We start from the raw sequence: 15,701 nt of genomic DNA on the forward strand, positions 1-15,701 counted from the left end.
CTACAGATCGAAATTAAATTCTGTTTGCTGACGTTCTAGGTATTTGGCTTGATCAAACCGGTAGAGCTGAGCGGCCCGGTGGGCAACGTTCGTTTCTTTTTCGTCTAGGGCTACAAGAATATCGAGCTTGAGCAGTTTCTTGCGAAAGTTTCGCTTGTCAAAGGGGCGAGCTAGCACAGTTTCATAGAGCCGCTGCAGCTGAGTCAGGGTAAATTTGGCGGGTAGTAACTCAAAACCAATGGGCCGGTGGCGAATTGTGGTGCGCAGAGTTGCGATCGCATCTTGCACAATTACATCGTGGTCAAAGGCCAGCGCTGGTAGTCTATCCATGGGCCACCAGCGTGCTTGCTTGGCATCGGTTGCGGCTCTGACCTGATAGTTCCACAGATTTACCAGAGCATAAAACGCCACCGTGACCGTGTGACCTCGCGGATCGCGCTGAGGCTGACCGTAAGCCTGTAACTGCTCCAAAAATAGATCGGCAATACCGGTTTCTTCTCGCAGCTCACGATGAGCCGCTTGCACCAACCCTTCCTGATGTCGCACAAATCCGCCAGGCAGCGCCCATTGGCCGGCAAATGGGTCTAACCATCGCTGGATCAGCAACACCTGCAAACAATCTGTCGGATCGAGGCCAAACACCACACAGTCTACTGTGACCGCTGGCCTGGGATAGTCATAGGTATAGGCCATGGCAGCCGTTGACGTTTCAGAAGGGATTGGCTATAACCAAATGATACTTAGTGTAATAAATACACAATACAGCAGTTTTCTTGGCCCTTACGGTTATCTTTCATGCTTGGCGCCATCACAGGTGATACCATCGGCTCTGCCTATGAGTTCGCTCCCCAAAAGACAAAGGACTTTCCCCTATTTACAGATCAGAGCATCTTTACCGATGACACCATTTTGACAGTGGCTGTAGCCGATGTTTTGCTCCATGGTGGCACCTATACAGATGCTTTCAAACGCTACTATCAGCTCTATCCCGATCCTTGCGGCGGCTATGGAGCCCGCTTTCAAGCCTGGGCTGCCTCAGCCAACAGTCAGCCCTACAACAGCTGGGGCAACGGAGCCGCCATGCGAGTGAGTCCTGTGGCCTATGCCCATCAGACGTTAGACGCTGTTTTGCAGGCTGCACAACAGACCGCCGTGGTTACCCACAACCATCCCGAAGGGATTAAGGGGGCTCAGGCAACAGCTGCGGCTATATTTCTCGCTCGTCAGGGGCAGTCTAAACCCTCGATCAAACAATATATAGAAACCCAATTTGGCTATGATCTGAGTCGCAGCCTCGATCAGATCCGCCCCACATACGAGTTTAATGAGTCGTGCCAAGAAACCGTCCCTGAGGCAATCATCGCGTTTCTAGAATCCACCAGTTTTACCGATGCAGTTCGCAATGCAGTCTCCCTCGGCGGCGATGCCGATACGCTTACCTGTATTACCGGTAGCATTGCAGAAGCGTTCTATGGTGAAGTCCCAGACACTATTGCCGATCGCGTTTGGGCATTACTTCCCGTCCCGTTGCAAACTGTTGTGGTGCAGTTTCAAGCAACCTATCCTATGCCCTGAGCGTAGGCAATATCTTAGGCAATATCTCTGGAGATATCTGTAATGGCCTCTTTACCCATTCCTGAGTTTTTTGCGGCTGACCGCGTTGGTGAGGTGTGGCGTGTCCCCTATGAAAAACGAGCTGCCGAAGCCCAGACTTGGGCTCAAACCCACAGCATTAAATCGGCCAACACCGATAAACCACGGCTGTGTTTGTTGGCCATTGATGTGCAAAATACCTTTTGTATTCCTGGGTTTGAACTCTTTGTCGGGGGCAAATCAGGGCAAGGGGCGGTGGACGATACCCGTCGTCTGTGTGAGTTTGTCTATCGTCATCTGGGCCACATTACCGAAATTGTGCCCACCATGGATACCCATCGGGCTGTGCAAATTTTTCATGGAGCCTTTTGGATAGACACCGACGGTCAGATGCCGGCTCCCATGACGATGATAGAGCTAGACGATGTGCGTAGCGGTCGCTGGCGGGTGAATCCAGCCATTGTTCATAGTCTGGGGATGGAGCTGGAGCAGCTAGAAGCGTTTGCGTTGCACTATGTACAACGACTTAGTGACGATGGCAAATATCCGCTAACGGTGTGGCCCTATCACTCCATGCTGGGGGGCATTGGCCATAGCCTGGTATCAGCCTTTGAGGAAGCTTGTTTTTTCCATAATTTGGTCCGTCAGTGTCAGACCCGGTTTGAACTCAAGGGAAGTAATGCCCTCACGGAAAACTACTCAGTGCTGCGACCGGAGGTGTTAGACGATCCTACGGGCGCTCCAGTCGCCAAAAAGAATCAGGCGTTGATTCAGCATTTGCTGACATTTGATGCGGTTGCGATCGCAGGTCAAGCCAAAAGTCACTGTGTTGCCTGGACCATTGCCGATCTGCTCAGTGAAATCCAGCAAATCGATGCAGCACTAGCCCACAAAATATATCTCTTAGAAGACTGCAGCTCGCCAGTCGTGGTGCCCGACGTCGTTGACTTTTCAGATGCAGCCGAGGCGGCCTATCAACGATTTGCTGAAGCCGGTATGACTATCATCCAGTCAACAAGCCCGGTTGAAAGCTGGCTCCCCAGCTAGATCGAGTCTACTTATCAAAATGTGGCAATTTTCTATTATTCTGTCGCCGCTGGAATAATTTAATTAAAGTGAAGTTAACGCGAAGGACTATACATTTACTTCATACTTTTTTCATACCCCTAAGCTTTTCTGTTTGCGTTAATAAAGCATTATTTTGCCCCCTTTAAAATCTTTATTAGGCCCCTGTTATGTATTGCCCCTGTTGCGAGACATCCCATCTAAAGCGTGAGCGGCTCGATCAGCACTTAGCCGTTCACGCCTGTGAAACTTGTGAGGGTCAATGGGTTTCCTCCTACGACTACTGGCATTGGTTAGAGTGGCAGCCTAGCAACGGGAAGATCAAGCACTGTGATGCTTTAGATATCAGTGACAGAGTGTCTGACAATCGGCGTGCGTCCTTTTGCCCCGAGTGCAACCATCTAATGCGACGGGCTAAGGTGGGACATGGTCTAGAGTTTTATCTCGATCGGTGCTCCCACTGCGGAGGTATCTGGTTTGATCGAGGTGAGTGGGATATTCTGCAGGTCCACAATATTCACAATAAGGTCCATCTAGTTTTCTCCGAACCATGGCAGTCTCAAATTCGCCAGGCTGAGTTTAATCGAGTCCTAGAGGAAACATATCGTAGCGCCTTGGGCGACGAGGACTATGCTCAGGCGCTAAGGATCCGATCCTGGTTGGAGCAGCATCCTCATCGGGATTATATTCTGTCAGTTCTCAATCAGGTACCGCCTTCTGAGGATGAATCCCGATATATTCCGGTACCCAGGTCAGTGTCGCAAAATGACGTTCCGAAAGAAGAAGCTAGCTACCAACATCCCGTGGCTTCTGGTCAGGGGCATAACAGCCCGATTACCGCTTAATTTGAGCCGTCATCGTAGGTTGTCAGGGTTAAAGCCTGAGGGGGTGTGGCGTCTGGCGGATATAAAAAATGCACTTCCACAGACCGCTCTTCATCAGGGGCCAGGGTGAGTTCTACTAGAGGGGAGCCGATTTGGCCTCTTCGCTGAACGAGGTGAATGTAATCAGCCCGACGTTCCCCCTGGTCATTGGTGTACAAAAATAAGACAGTGCCACGGAAGAAAATTCTAGAGTCGTGGGGGGTTAAAAACGTCAGGGCGTTTTTAAGGGTTTCATTCTGTAGAGGCGTTTGTACGGAGAGCGCAACCTTTTGTTGGCGCGCTGTGGGGTTATGCAAGGGTAACGTTAAGACATACTCAGTCCCATAGTTGCCATGGGCCCGGTAAGCCGTGTCCTTATAGCGCCTGAGCATGGGGGCACTTTGGATTTGTCCTGTGCCAAAAGTATTGTGATCAACGGTACTAATGGCATAGGAGAGCTGTGCCCCTGGAGCCGGAATCCGCAGCTGCGATGAACGGCGATCGGTCAGTTGGGCCAGCCAGCGTGACCCCTGGCTTACGCCAGCAACGCGACCATAGATAAAGGGATTAGCGCGACGCCCTGGTCGTGACGGGGCCAGATCGCGGGGGGTAGCAAGACGGCCATTGGCTAGTACCTGTAACCACTCGGCTAAACTGGGTACCCGCTCACCTGTAGCTGTTCGGGGGGCAAACATAGCCAGGCTGGCGACATATACAGGGCCATCGCTGGACAGACGCATAAGAGTGGAGCGCGCATTACTGCGATTGCCCCCCAGGCTCTTTGGCAATCGCGGTAACAACTCACTGCCTGCAGCCAAACTGCCGTCCGTTGGCACGGTTAACCGGCGCACAGGCAGTGGAGCATTCATTAAGAGATAGCTCTCTCGGGCCGGAATGGTAATTTCGTTAGGCCAAAACGACTGCCGCCGATCTCTCAAGATTTCATTCATGAGACGACTACCTGGACCTGAAAACTGAGTACTCGCCAGGTTGAATTCCACATCGCTGCGACCGTGCCAGGGCGCTTCTTGACTGAGATAGCTAGCCGCTTCACGAAATCGCAGGGTGACAGGCTTACGGCTCGGGTTGTGTACCACAATCCCCAGGTAGCGGGTGCGGGTATCACTGTCGCCTTGAGCCTGGACCACATGGTGGTCAAAGATATCAAACCGGCCCTCAAATGCATAGTCTAGATGGGCAGCTGGCTCTGCTTTCCCTCGGGATGGAAACGTCGATAGAAGAATACCTTCTGCGGCGATAATCTCGGGACTATTGCTGTTAAAAACAGGTACCTCGTCTAGCCCCCCAGGCAGCGGGCGCACTTCCTGAATATGGGGAATGACTTGGCCAGAATTATCTGCGACGACATTCCTATTCAACTCTCCTGGTACCGACGTTTCAGTGAGGTGAACAGTACGAACTGGCGGTTGTACTCCGGTAGGTCCGACATCATAGGTACCAGAAACAGGTAAGGAAACCGGGGCAACCGCAGACAGCGCGAACAGGAACGGCAATAGACTCATGAGGTGTGAACAGATACTGAGAGCAGCGTTTAGACAGCGGGCGTAAATGACTGTCGCCTAACTTACCATCCCAGCGGTACTAATGTGATTGACTGTGCCGTTCAAGGGAGTGGTTCTTCCCCCGCATTAGCCGACATTCCCGCCGACATCCGCATTGATCAAGACTTGAATTTTTTCGGGCGTTAACTGTTCAATATGAGACACCACTAGAACAGCACCCGCTGTTTTGAGCGTTTCACAATAACGATTTTTGTAGTCATTATCTGTCTGCACATGGGGAGGCAAAACCCCTACTCCCAGCCATGTGCGTTGAGGAAATTCAGCTTTGGCTGCGGTAATGGTGGCCATATCCGCCACCGTATCCCCCGCGTACAAAACCGGTAGCCCAGGCGGTATAGCCACTTCAAGCTGGTCAATGGTCATGTAAAGCCCTGTGGGGTCTGGTTTGCTGGGGGCGTCGGCCATGGCAATCAGGATCGGCTCATGCAGACCCATGCGCTGCTGCAGAATGTAGTTGGCAGATCCCCTAGTGGCTCCGCTAAAAAAGGCTGATGGGACACCGCCTTTAGCCAAGTTAGCTAGATATTGGGCGCTCATCAGTACAGGTTCTTGCGTGATGTAGCCAGTCCATTGGCTAGGGTCGTCTCCTTTGCCTCGATAGCGTTCTTGGAAATAAGCAACGATGGCGTCATAGTCAGAGGGGTACGAACACCCTGAGGCTTGACTATGGCGGAGAATAAGTTCTTGAGACGCCTTCCAGTCGTTGTTCCAAATACCTTCACTTTTGAGCTGGTCAATGTCAGCCGGTGTGGGGCGATAGTGTCCTTGGGTAAACGTTTCCACTGTGTCTGCGATCGCGCGGCGGTACGATCCGCTGACGTCACGGACAACACCATCAATATCAAAAATCGCTAGGGCAATAGGGTTAGGCATTATGGGGGAGAGAGGCTAATTTTCCATGGGCTTACTGCAACGAATGCGCTAAGATTGTAGACTGTATAGTTTTGAAGCCAAGAGGCGTACAGCGGAGGTTTGCATTGTCTCGATTTATCTTAAAGGTTCTCTGGCTCGACAAGGATGTGGCTCTCGCCGTGGATCAAGTAGTGGGCAAGGGCTCGAGTCCGCTGACCTCTTACTTTTTCTGGCCGCGCAATGATGCGTGGGATCAGATGAAGATAGAACTTGAATCCAAGACTTGGATTGCCGAAGAAGAACGTATTGATCTCTTAAACCAAGCTACTGAAATCATCAACTACTGGCAGGAAGGTGGGAAAACTCTGCCCATGCAAAAGGCAGCTGACAAATTCCCCGATGTTGCCTTTACAGGTAGTTCGTGATCTAGTCGTCCGAGCATATTTCATCAAAACCCCGTCTGCTTTCTAAGGAAACAGACGGGGTTTTTACTGTGAAAATTGGGGTCAATCCCCCAGATTGATTAGATGCTGCCGCCTGCTGCCTGCACACGTGCTCGTGCCCGCTTGAGGGACTTGTTAGCCTGAATAACAGCCTGCTTGTCATCGCCAGCAACCTTATCGGCTTCTGACTTGGCAGATGTGTACTCCGCTTGAGCTGCAGAAAGGTCAATGCTATCGCCGCGCTCGGCACCATTGACCAAAACGGTCACTTCATTGTTTTCTACTTCAGCAAAACCGCCCATGAGCGCGATCGCAACCCAATCTTTCTCAGCCCGCACACGCAAAACACCGATATCCAGCGCTGTCAGTAACGGAGCGTGACCACTCAAAATACCCAATTGACCGGTAGTACTCGGTAGCACTACCTCTTCCGCTTCAGCATCCCAAACTGTTTTGTCGGGAGCCACTACGCGCACTGCTAATGCCATAAGACTCTTAAAAATTAAAGATGAATAGTGAATAGTGAATAGTGCGTGGTGACAAAACTCAGAGAGCACTCAAGTCCATTAAGAATGAAAAAGATGGTCTCGTTTACCTCACACTACTCACCACTCGCAAAGTCGTAATCTTTACGACCCCGAGATCAGCTAAAGCTTAACTTTCAGCCTTGATTTTCTCGGCAGCTGCCATCACTTCAGCAATGTCACCCTTAAGGTAGAAAGCCTGCTCAGGAATCTCATCTAGATCACCCGAGAGAATCATATTGAAACCCTTAATGGTGTCTTCAAGAGAAACATACTTACCAGACATACCCGTAAAGATTTCCGCAACGAAGAAAGGCTGCGAAAGGAATTTCTCAATCTTACGAGCACGGGCAACCGCCAAACGGTCATCCTCAGAAAGCTCATCTAGACCCAAAATTGCGATGATATCCTGAAGCTCCTTGTAGCGCTGCAGAATAGATTGAACCGCCCGAGCAGTGGCGTAGTGCTCACTACCAACAACATCAGGCTGAAGCATCGTGGATGTAGAATCCAGAGGATCCACAGCAGGGTAAATACCCTTAGATGCCAATGCACGGGAAAGGACCGTTGTTGCATCCAAGTGTGCAAATGTGGTGGCAGGAGCCGGGTCAGTCAAGTCGTCCGCCGGTACATATACGGCCTGAATAGATGTAATAGAGCCTTCTAGGGTAGACGTAATTCTCTCCTGCAGGTCACCCATATCAGTACCTAAGGTAGGCTGGTAACCCACAGCCGAAGGCATACGACCCAACAGGGCAGATACTTCAGAACCTGCCTGTACAAAGCGGAAGATGTTGTCAACAAACAACAGAACATCCTGCTTGTTCACATCACGGAAGTACTCAGCCATGGTCAGGGCCGACAGAGCCACACGCATGCGAGCTCCAGGGGGCTCATTCATTTGACCGTACACCAGGGCTACTTTCGATTTACCCAAGTCATCGGCATTAATTACGCCAGACTCAATAAATTCGTTGTAAAGGTCGTTACCTTCACGGGTGCGCTCACCCACACCAGCAAACACAGAAACACCACCGTGCTGCAGGGCAATATTGTTGATTAGCTCCTGAATCAATACGGTTTTGCCCACGCCAGCACCACCAAAGAGACCCGTCTTACCACCTTTACGGTAGGGAGCTAAGAGGTCAATAACTTTAATACCTGTTTCAAATACGGAGGGCTTAGTCTCCAGTTCAGTTAGCTTGGGAGCAGCTCGGTGAATAGGCAAGGTAGTGGACATATCCACATCACCTTTCTCATCCACAGGCTCACCAAGAACGTTAAAGATGCGACCTAAGGTGGGGGGACCAACAGGTACATTGATCGGCGAACCCATATCAGCAACTTCCATGCCTCTGACCAAGCCATCAGTAGAAAGCATAGCAACGGCTCTTACCTGGCTGTCACCTAGTAGCTGCTGTACTTCACAGGTGACAGAAACAGTCTGACCAGCAGGATTAGTGCCTTCAATCTTGAGCGCGTTATAAATGCTGGGCAGCTCGCCAGCTGGGAATTTAACGTCTACAACAGGGCCAATAATCTGAGTGATATAGCCAGTATTTGTTTTCTCTGCAGTGGTGACCATGCTTGCGCCTTATCCTAGGGGTATTAGCTACTGCGGCGACTTTTAATTTTATTTTTACTTTCAAAGTGCCATGTAAAAGATTATCACTAGATGTATCATCCATGGCACTGGTATTTGCTATAGTCGGAGAACTTTTGAGCGATTATAAGCATTTAGATTTGTTCCCCTAATCTGATGGCTGGCTGATGGATGTTTATGGCTTTGGTGAACGCAGTCGCTGACGCTGAGTCGTTAAAACCATAGATAGTAGAGCGCTCAGGAGCCCCACGACAGAGCTTGAAGGCTCAGGTACGGACTGAGGATTGTTGGCTGTTTTTGTAAGCGGGACGGGGCTGTTTGTTGGCTGTGCCACGGGTTGAACTGTGGTTGGTTGCAGAGCCGTCTCTATAGGGCTGACTGGCGTTGGCTGAACTTCTGGAATGGGTTTCAAAGAATTTTGCAGAATCACCGATGTCGGCGTGGTGTTAGGACGGTAATCGGGGCGCTGACGAATATAAAATTGCTGGTTGGGAATAGTGTCGGTGATGAAGTAGTCAAATCGCACACTTTCACCGGGATTAACCCCCGCTCCTCGATAGAAATTTATAAAGTCTCGGACATCTGTTACTTCATCAGCCTGAGTGTAGCGGTCTGATGTATAAGGTCGAACGGCGCCAAGACCTTGAGCGAATGAAAGACCGTCGTTTTCACTGCTGGATACCCCGGCGGTCTCTTGCAGTTCATGGTCATAAAATCGCCAAAATGCCCCTGTCAGGTTACGCGACACAATACTGATAGCAAACCCTGGGCGGTTAAACAGTGAGTGCTGACTGGCATTGGTTAAACCGCTAACGGCTAATGAGATATCCAATCCCAAAACATCTTGGTATACAACAAACGGGTTCTCACGGGTACCGACTCCGGCGACATCGGTAATTTTGAAGCTGCTGGAGGCTTCACTAAATACCAGCCCATTTTGACTGCAGCCGCTTAAGCAAGCTGCCTGAGTGACGGTACTGCCAACGGCTAGCAATCCGGCACTGAAAAGGCTAGCCAAACCAACTTGGGGAGTCGAAGGAAGGAATGTTCGCATGGATAAAACTTTGAAATATCAAAAATGCCAAATACTTAGATGTATCAAAAAGAACTGATTGGTCTAAGTACCATCACTGCCTTTAAAGAGCTGAGAAATCAAGAAAATTCTCTTTCTGTAAGGGGTATGGCGGTTTTTATAGAGTGGCATTTTCCACCAGAAAATTCCTTGAAACTACGTAAGCTTTATTAAAAATAGACATCAAAACCTGTTGATTTCAGGTGATATTACGCAGGCTACATCGGTGTAAACCCGTAGTTTTCCATTAAAAAAGCGACGTCATTTTGGTGACGTCGCCGCTCTGTGGTGTGTGAGTAATGTGTAAGTTGCCTAATAAGCTATCTAAACGGCTACTGCTGTCTAAATGACTTAGACCCGAGAAAGACCTACCTAGCTACAGGCTTTCGAATATCAAGATTCTCATCCGCATCCAGTCTGACGGTGCCATCAAGCCTGGAATTAGCCCCGGTTGCCGTTGCCTCACCGTAAAACCGCAGCGTATCTGTGGCCCTAATTTGAATGACACCCCCTGAACCTGTTGTGGAATCAGCCGACAGGGTGGAATTACGATCGACAAGCACATATTCGCTACTTACATTACTGTTAGCAGACCCGTCACCAATGGATATGGTCCCTGCTTGGCGGGCACTATCGGCATGGATATCGCTGCCAATCAAATTGATTTGTTCGCCCACAATATTGACGTTGCCCTGATTACTGTCATCAGAGACATCAATGGTTCCTCGGACTAAAACCTTACCTGTATCAGGCGTTAGGGGTGGGGTACTCGTTAGCAGCTGAGAGCCATTACTAGTGATTTCTATTTGAGTTGCACCTTGATTGCCGCCCCCCGTCAAACGCAGTGGAATGTCTGTACTTGAGAGCGACGTAGGTGTGTCCGTAGCGATTAAATCCAGGGATAATAGCCCCCCAGTCTGAGTCAGACGGAGGAGCGAGTCACCGGATACTGCCACCAGATTAACGGTGCCACCGGGGGCCACTAGCTCACCGTCATTTTGAACATACGAGCCGATCAACGTGATGGAGGCTTGGGGCGATACCTGTAGCCTAGCCTGGTTGTGAATACTCCCTGAAGGTAGCTCTGGGGAGAGCGGGCCTAAAACAGCCGTGCTGCTAGATTCCGTTGCAAAGAAATAACCATTCGGGTCCCCTGTCAGGTCCTGTACCGTGGCCACGCCTCCTTTGGTTGCAGTGGTGCTAACGGGTAATGCAATTTCGCTGACTGAACCATCTATGGATAGACGATACAGGTCTTCAAACAGTAGACCGGAGGCAGTAGTAGCGGTCAATCCTGTCGGTAGGTTGAGGCTCATGTTTTCGCCAAAAACGATACCAGCGGGATTGACTAGAAAAAGATTTGCGGCACTGGCAACGTTAGGATCGCTGCTGGTTAATTTCAGCAAGCCATCGATGGTTGACGGCTGCAGAGCATCGATCAGACTGATGACGTTGGCAACATCAGGGTTAACCACAAAATTAGCGGCATCAGCTGCCCCTAGATTAAACTCCTGGAACTGATGCACGACATTGGGGGCCGCACCACTCGATGACTGTCCGCCCAGGATATCAATCTGATTTGATTGCTGGATAACGGTGGTATCAGACGTTGCTGGCAGAATACTGGTGGGTACGGGTGCTGGTTGTGAAAGCTGCGCTGAAGCAGCACCTTGAAGACCCAGTAACCCCAGGGGGATGGTCATCCAAAGCAGGTAGAAAAATTTGAGACTCATGGGGTTAGCAATTGCTAGACAGCGTGTCAGCATATGCACTAGGCAAAGACGTATCAAGAACTACAGATGTCACCCACCCCTACAAATATACGGGTATTTTTTAATCCAACCTGAAGCAGCCGTAAAGATAAATGTGTGGAGATCATGAAGTTAATCACCTCCTTGAGATCCAGCCTGAGTACGGGAACCCGTACTCCTAGGTGTGTTGCGATCGCAACTCCTAAAGCGATAAATTAGCACTCGGCAATGGAGAGTGCTAAACCGCGTCTAGGTTGCAGCTTCTTTCCCTATTCAGATCCTTCCAGACGGAAAAGGGACTGCTCGGGCGAATCAGTATCGCCTTGATGCAATTGCCGAATATTGATCTATCAAAGTTCGGAGAAAACTATGGCAGCCATTTCTTTGAGTGTTTCAAGCGTCACTCCCCTAGGTGATCGCGTTCTTATCAAAGTCAGCGCATCTGAAGAGAAGACCGCTGGCGGCATTTTGCTACCTGATACCGCTAAGGAAAAGCCCCAGGTTGGCGAAATCACAGCAGTTGGTCCTGGTAAGCGTGGCGACGACGGTAGCCGTCAGGCCCCCGACGTAGAAGTGGGCAACAACGTTCTTTACTCCAAGTATGCAGGTACTGACATCAAACTTGGTGGTGATGACTACGTCCTGCTATCTGAAAAGGACATCCTGGCGGTCGTTGGCTAAGAGACAGCCTGGTTTGTTGAGTTTTGAGCGATGAGAAGCTCGCTTCTTGTTCCTACCCTAGACCCCTTTAACAACGTTCTGAAACATAGGTTGATTCATGGCTAAGCGCATCATATATAACGAGAATGCTCGTCGTGCCCTAGAAAAAGGCATGGATACTTTGGCTGAGGCAGTTGCTGTTACCCTTGGCCCCAAAGGTCGCAACGTCGTCCTTGAAAAGAAGTTCGGCTCTCCCCAAATCGTTAACGATGGTGTCACCATTGCTAAGGAAATCGAGCTAGAGGACAACATTGAAAATACGGGTGTGGCTCTGATTCGTCAGGCCGCATCTAAGACTAACGACGCGGCTGGTGACGGTACAACCACTGCAACTGTACTGGCTCACGCCATTGTCAAAGAAGGTTTACGTAATGTGGCCGCTGGTGCTAATGCGATCGCACTTAAGCGTGGTGTTGAAAAAGCCACCGCTTACCTGGTAGAGCGCATCGCCGAGAAAGCCCAGCCCGTTGGTGACTCCACGTCCATCGCCCAGGTCGGTACAATCTCCGCTGGTAACGATGAAGAAGTCGGCAAAATGATTGCCGAAGCCATGGAGAAAGTTGGCCGTGAAGGCGTCATCTCCTTGGAAGAAGGCAAGTCCATGACGACTGAGCTAGAAATCACTGAAGGTATGCGCTTTGATAAGGGCTATATTTCCCCTTACTTCGCCACCGACACCGAGCGGATGGAAGCCGTTCTAGACGACCCCTACATTCTGCTCACCGACAAGAAAATTGCCCTGGTACAGGATCTGGTGCCTGTGCTTGAGCAAGTTGCCCGCTCCGGCAAGCCTTTGCTAATCATTGCCGAAGACATCGAGAAAGAAGCCCTAGCTACCCTCGTCGTTAACCGTCTGCGCGGTGTGCTCAACGTAGCTGCCGTTAAGGCCCCTGGCTTTGGCGATCGCCGTAAGTCCATGCTTGAAGACATTGCTGTTCTAACCGGTGGTCAAGTGATCACTGAAGACGCTGGTCTCAAGCTTGATGGCGTCACCATCGAAATGCTTGGCACCTCCCGTCGCATTACCCTAACCAAGGACACCACCACCCTGGTAGCAGAAGGTAACGAAGCCGATGTCAAGGCGCGCTGCGAGCAGATTCGTCGTCAAATCGAAGAGTCTGACTCTAGCTATGACAAAGAGAAATTGCAGGAGCGCTTGGCTAAGCTATCCGGCGGTGTAGCCGTCATCAAGGTCGGTGCTGCCACCGAAACTGAGATGAAAGACCGCAAACTCCGTCTAGAAGATGCCATCAACGCCACTAAGGCCGCAGTTGAAGAAGGCATCGTTCCTGGCGGTGGTACCACCCTGGCCCACCTGGCTCCTGGTCTCGAAGAGTGGTCCAACGCTAACCTGACTGGTGAAGAGTTGACCGGTGCTCTAATCGTGACTCGTGCCCTGACGGCTCCTCTTAAGCGCATTGCTGAGAACGCTGGTCAGAACGGTGCGGTAGTTGCCGAGCGCGTCAAAGAGAAGGAGTTCAACATCGGCTTTAACGCAGCCACTAACGAATATGTCGATATGCTTGCTGCTGGTGTTGTTGACCCGGCTAAAGTAACTCGCTCTGCTACTCAGAACGCGGCTTCTATCGCAGCCATGGTGCTCACTACTGAGTGCATCGTCGTAGACAAGCCCGAGCCTAAGGAAGCTGCTGGCGCTGGCGCTGGCATGGGCGGCGACTTTGACTACTAAGGCGCGTCCTTAGTTAAAGCGACCAGTGCCCTTGGGCATCGGTGAATGCTAACGAAAGCGGTAGGTGTTTAGCATCTGCCGCTTTTTTGGGTGCTTTGGCCAATGCTTTATTCCCGCTATGATTTAACCAGCTGTCTGAGGATGTTTTCTGTGGCCGCACCCAGCTTTCAAGCCTATACCGCTCATCACCAGCACCGTCGCCAGCAGAAAAAACAGCAGCGGCGGGCTCACTATGAGCTAGGTCAGATACGCGCCCAGGAAGCTGCTGATTATTTGAAGCACACCTTTGGGGTGGAAACTGTATGGTTGTTCGGCTCCATGCTGAATGCAGACGATGTGTATCTAGAATCAGATCTTGACTTAGCCGTGAAAGGTCTAAACCTAGAGCACTATTGTGAAGCGCTAGGTGACTTGTTAGTAGGTATCAAGGAATTCAGCGTTGATTTGGTGCGTGTTGAGTCAGCCCCAGAATCTTTAATAGCTGAGATTCATAACAAAGGACGAGTGTTGTGAGTCAGTTTGCTGTTCTCAGTGGCTATATTCAGCAAAAGGCTCAGGAGCTAGAGCAGGAATATAGCTATGCCATGGCACAGGCACAGCAGGCAGAAACCACAAACATAGATGCTTACTGGATTGCAGCAGGCTTCGGACTACAAGGGTTTTATACAGGGCTAGAAAAAATCTTTGAGCAAGTTGCCCGCAGGGTGGATGGCAGTTCCGTTCAGCATTCTGAACGTTGGCATCAGGAGCTACTGGATCAGATGCAGCTAGAGGTTCCCGGAGTTCGCCCGCCTGTTATTGCGCATGACACCTATAAAATTTTGAAAGCGGTTTTAGCCTTTCGCCATGTTGTCCGAAATAATTACACCCATGCTTTGGAGCCGTCATTGATTGCTCAAAATATTGAGATGTTACCGTTGGCCTATGAACAGGTGTTAAAAGACTTGAAAGCATTTCAGGGTTTTCTGGAAAGCTCTTAAGACCTCAGGGTCTATGCCCCTTTAGCATCACGCGAGCTTTGCCAGGGCTTTTGGGATTAAGTACTAATTTTTGCTGTTTGGGATCGACTAGGAGATCCATCCCTTCCATGGGAATCGCTCCCAGCAGTACATCGGTTTCGTTGGGTACGACTAGGGCTTCAACTGTTGTACGACGATTTTGAAAACGCACTTCAATCGGGCCAGCAATGTTGAATTGAACGACGGAGCCATCTGCCAGCTCTGCGTCGGCTTCACCCAAAATGTCCAGACCCAGTTGGGTACAAACGGATTGGGGAATGGACAGCATCAATGCTCCACTGTCAGCCATGGCATTGACAGTTAGCTGACGGACCTGATTATCTGCCAGCGCACCTCGTCGCACTAGGCCCAGGTCAATACCATTGAGCAGTTCAATTGCTGCGTAGGTGATTCCCATAGTCTAATTATGTCTTACGGTCATAACTTGATAAGGATGACAGCCGATAGCATTAGAATGCTATGGACATTAGCGCTGACGGCATGAATGAAACGCTGCTAGAAAAGTTTCAACAGGCTTACAAGGACCTAGATTTGTTTCCGTTGATCGAACCGGAGCAGATTGAAAAATTTCGGGTGGACTATGGACGCTCTGTTCGTATTCGTCTGCGTCGAGAAATTGAGGCATCTTTGCCTAATGGCAAGTTTGTTTTTGCTGGTCACCGGGGCTGTGGTAAGTCCACGTTGCTGAAGCAAGTGTCAGTAGATATGCAGCCAAACCATGCGGTGGTATTTTTCTCAATTGCCGATCAAATCGAGATGTCAGCGGTTACCCATACTAATATTCTGTATGCCATTGCTATTCAGCTGCTGAGCCATGCCAGCAGGCAAAAAATTACTATCAATAAGGATATTCGCGAGACGCTGCTAGGCTGGAATACCACTGTGCGCAAGCAGATTGCCAGTGCTGGTACAAAAGGTGATAT

At 50.3% G+C, this 15,701-nt stretch carries 17 protein-coding genes; 9 read left to right on the top strand and 8 right to left on the bottom strand.

The annotated features are described in order from the left end of the window. Entirely contained in the window at positions 1-693 is a 693-nt protein-coding gene (locus IQ260_RS05485; RefSeq protein ID WP_193991592.1) for an NUDIX hydrolase, read from the bottom strand. Between the two features lie 102 nt (positions 694-795). Here IQ260_RS05485 and IQ260_RS05490 point away from each other — a divergent pair, with 102 nt between their 5' ends. From IQ260_RS05490 to IQ260_RS05500, 3 genes are all read left to right on the top strand, one after another. Next, positions 796-1,575 carry an ADP-ribosylglycohydrolase family protein gene (locus IQ260_RS05490; protein WP_193991594.1) on the top strand — a complete coding sequence of 260 codons (780 nt, stop codon included), beginning with the start codon at positions 796-798 and terminating at the stop codon, positions 1,573-1,575. 42 nt (positions 1,576-1,617) lie between these two features. Further along, positions 1,618-2,640: a cysteine hydrolase family protein gene (locus IQ260_RS05495; RefSeq protein ID WP_193991596.1), complete on the top strand. Its 1,023-nt coding sequence runs from the start codon at positions 1,618-1,620 to the stop codon at positions 2,638-2,640. A gap of 188 nt (positions 2,641-2,828) precedes the next feature. Further along, positions 2,829-3,503: a TFIIB-type zinc ribbon-containing protein gene (locus IQ260_RS05500; RefSeq protein ID WP_193991598.1), complete on the top strand. Its 675-nt coding sequence runs from the start codon at positions 2,829-2,831 to the stop codon at positions 3,501-3,503. Here IQ260_RS05500 and IQ260_RS05505 read toward each other — a convergent pair. Both IQ260_RS05505 and IQ260_RS05510 read right to left on the bottom strand, forming a co-directional pair. Further along, positions 3,500-5,044 (bottom strand): DUF3370 domain-containing protein, encoded by a 1,545-nt coding sequence (locus IQ260_RS05505; protein WP_193991600.1) that lies wholly within the window; start codon positions 5,042-5,044, stop codon positions 3,500-3,502. The two genes, IQ260_RS05500 and IQ260_RS05505, sit on opposite strands and share 4 nt — an antisense overlap. Before the next feature lie 126 nt (positions 5,045-5,170). After that, complete coding sequence (locus tag IQ260_RS05510) at positions 5,171-5,977, bottom strand: TIGR01548 family HAD-type hydrolase (RefSeq protein ID WP_193991602.1); 807 nt, start codon at positions 5,975-5,977, stop codon at positions 5,171-5,173. A gap of 71 nt (positions 5,978-6,048) precedes the next feature. Here IQ260_RS05510 and IQ260_RS05515 point away from each other — a divergent pair, with 71 nt between their 5' ends. Then, positions 6,049-6,381 carry a 30S ribosomal protein PSRP-3 gene (locus IQ260_RS05515; RefSeq protein ID WP_193991604.1) on the top strand — a complete coding sequence of 111 codons (333 nt, stop codon included), beginning with the start codon at positions 6,049-6,051 and terminating at the stop codon, positions 6,379-6,381. Positions 6,382-6,479: 98 nt separating this feature from the next. Here IQ260_RS05515 and atpC read toward each other — a convergent pair whose 3' ends face one another. From atpC to IQ260_RS05535, 4 genes are all read right to left on the bottom strand, one after another. Next, positions 6,480-6,887 carry an ATP synthase F1 subunit epsilon gene (atpC, locus tag IQ260_RS05520; RefSeq protein ID WP_193991606.1) on the bottom strand — a complete coding sequence of 136 codons (408 nt, stop codon included), beginning with the start codon at positions 6,885-6,887 and terminating at the stop codon, positions 6,480-6,482. Positions 6,888-7,053: 166 nt separating this feature from the next. Then, the gene (atpD, locus tag IQ260_RS05525) at positions 7,054-8,508 is read right to left on the bottom strand and encodes a F0F1 ATP synthase subunit beta (protein ID WP_193991608.1); all 1,455 of its coding nucleotides are present in this window, start codon (positions 8,506-8,508) and stop codon (positions 7,054-7,056) included. 193 nt (positions 8,509-8,701) lie between these two features. Beyond that, a complete protein-coding gene (locus tag IQ260_RS05530) occupies positions 8,702-9,580 on the bottom strand; it encodes a hypothetical protein (protein WP_193991610.1) in 879 nt (292 codons plus the stop codon). A gap of 386 nt (positions 9,581-9,966) precedes the next feature. Then, positions 9,967-11,331, bottom strand: a complete 1,365-nt coding sequence (locus tag IQ260_RS05535) for a two-partner secretion domain-containing protein (protein ID WP_193991612.1) — start codon at positions 11,329-11,331, stop codon at positions 9,967-9,969. Positions 11,332-11,718: 387 nt separating this feature from the next. Here IQ260_RS05535 and groES point away from each other — a divergent pair, with 387 nt between their 5' ends. The 4 genes from groES to IQ260_RS05555 all read left to right on the top strand — a co-directional run bounded on the left by groES (position 11,719) and on the right by IQ260_RS05555 (position 14,739). Next, the gene (groES, locus tag IQ260_RS05540; RefSeq protein ID WP_193991614.1) at positions 11,719-12,030 is read left to right on the top strand and encodes a co-chaperone GroES; all 312 of its coding nucleotides are present in this window, start codon (positions 11,719-11,721) and stop codon (positions 12,028-12,030) included. A 97-nt stretch (positions 12,031-12,127) separates the two neighbouring features. Beyond that, complete coding sequence (gene groL / locus IQ260_RS05545; RefSeq protein WP_193991615.1) at positions 12,128-13,759, top strand: chaperonin GroEL; 1,632 nt, start codon at positions 12,128-12,130, stop codon at positions 13,757-13,759. A gap of 150 nt (positions 13,760-13,909) precedes the next feature. Continuing rightward, the gene (locus IQ260_RS31630) at positions 13,910-14,272 is read left to right on the top strand and encodes a nucleotidyltransferase domain-containing protein (RefSeq protein WP_193991616.1); all 363 of its coding nucleotides are present in this window, start codon (positions 13,910-13,912) and stop codon (positions 14,270-14,272) included. Beyond that, positions 14,269-14,739 carry a ribonuclease toxin HepT-like protein gene (locus tag IQ260_RS05555; protein WP_193991617.1) on the top strand — a complete coding sequence of 157 codons (471 nt, stop codon included), beginning with the start codon at positions 14,269-14,271 and terminating at the stop codon, positions 14,737-14,739. Before IQ260_RS31630 ends, IQ260_RS05555 begins: the two co-directional genes overlap by 4 nt. A 4-nt stretch (positions 14,740-14,743) precedes the next feature. Here the strand turns inward: IQ260_RS05555 and IQ260_RS05560 are convergent, their stop codons facing one another. After that, a complete protein-coding gene (locus IQ260_RS05560; protein WP_193991618.1) occupies positions 14,744-15,175 on the bottom strand; it encodes a retroviral-like aspartic protease family protein in 432 nt (143 codons plus the stop codon). Between the two features lie 62 nt (positions 15,176-15,237). Between IQ260_RS05560 and IQ260_RS05565 the strand changes: the two genes are divergently transcribed. After that, positions 15,238-15,701: P-loop domain-containing protein (locus tag IQ260_RS05565; protein ID WP_456152050.1), on the top strand; the 464-nt coding region annotated here is incomplete at its 3' end.

Origin of the sequence: Leptolyngbya cf. ectocarpi LEGE 11479, from assembly GCF_015207065.1 — a bacterium.
GTDB lineage: Bacteria > Cyanobacteriota > Cyanobacteriia > Phormidesmidales > Phormidesmidaceae > Leptothoe > Leptothoe ectocarpi.

Bases quoted from the DNA above. Each gene is read 5' to 3' on its own strand.
- IQ260_RS05485 (WP_193991592.1), bottom strand. From the start codon at position 693: ATGGCCTATACCTATGACTATCCCAGGCCAGCGGTCACAGTAGACTGT.
- IQ260_RS05490 (WP_193991594.1), top strand. From the start codon at position 796: ATGCTTGGCGCCATCACAGGTGATACCATCGGCTCTGCCTATGAGTTC.
- IQ260_RS05495 (WP_193991596.1), top strand. From the start codon at position 1,618: ATGGCCTCTTTACCCATTCCTGAGTTTTTTGCGGCTGACCGCGTTGGT.
- IQ260_RS05500 (WP_193991598.1), top strand. From the start codon at position 2,829: ATGTATTGCCCCTGTTGCGAGACATCCCATCTAAAGCGTGAGCGGCTC.
- IQ260_RS05505 (WP_193991600.1), bottom strand. From the start codon at position 5,044: ATGAGTCTATTGCCGTTCCTGTTCGCGCTGTCTGCGGTTGCCCCGGTT.
- IQ260_RS05510 (WP_193991602.1), bottom strand. From the start codon at position 5,977: ATGCCTAACCCTATTGCCCTAGCGATTTTTGATATTGATGGTGTTGTC.
- atpC (WP_193991606.1), bottom strand. From the start codon at position 6,887: ATGGCATTAGCAGTGCGCGTAGTGGCTCCCGACAAAACAGTTTGGGAT.
- atpD (WP_193991608.1), bottom strand. From the start codon at position 8,508: ATGGTCACCACTGCAGAGAAAACAAATACTGGCTATATCACTCAGATT.
- IQ260_RS05530 (WP_193991610.1), bottom strand. From the start codon at position 9,580: ATGCGAACATTCCTTCCTTCGACTCCCCAAGTTGGTTTGGCTAGCCTT.
- IQ260_RS05535 (WP_193991612.1), bottom strand. From the start codon at position 11,331: ATGAGTCTCAAATTTTTCTACCTGCTTTGGATGACCATCCCCCTGGGG.
- groES (WP_193991614.1), top strand. From the start codon at position 11,719: ATGGCAGCCATTTCTTTGAGTGTTTCAAGCGTCACTCCCCTAGGTGAT.
- groL (WP_193991615.1), top strand. From the start codon at position 12,128: ATGGCTAAGCGCATCATATATAACGAGAATGCTCGTCGTGCCCTAGAA.
- IQ260_RS05560 (WP_193991618.1), bottom strand. From the start codon at position 15,175: ATGGGAATCACCTACGCAGCAATTGAACTGCTCAATGGTATTGACCTG.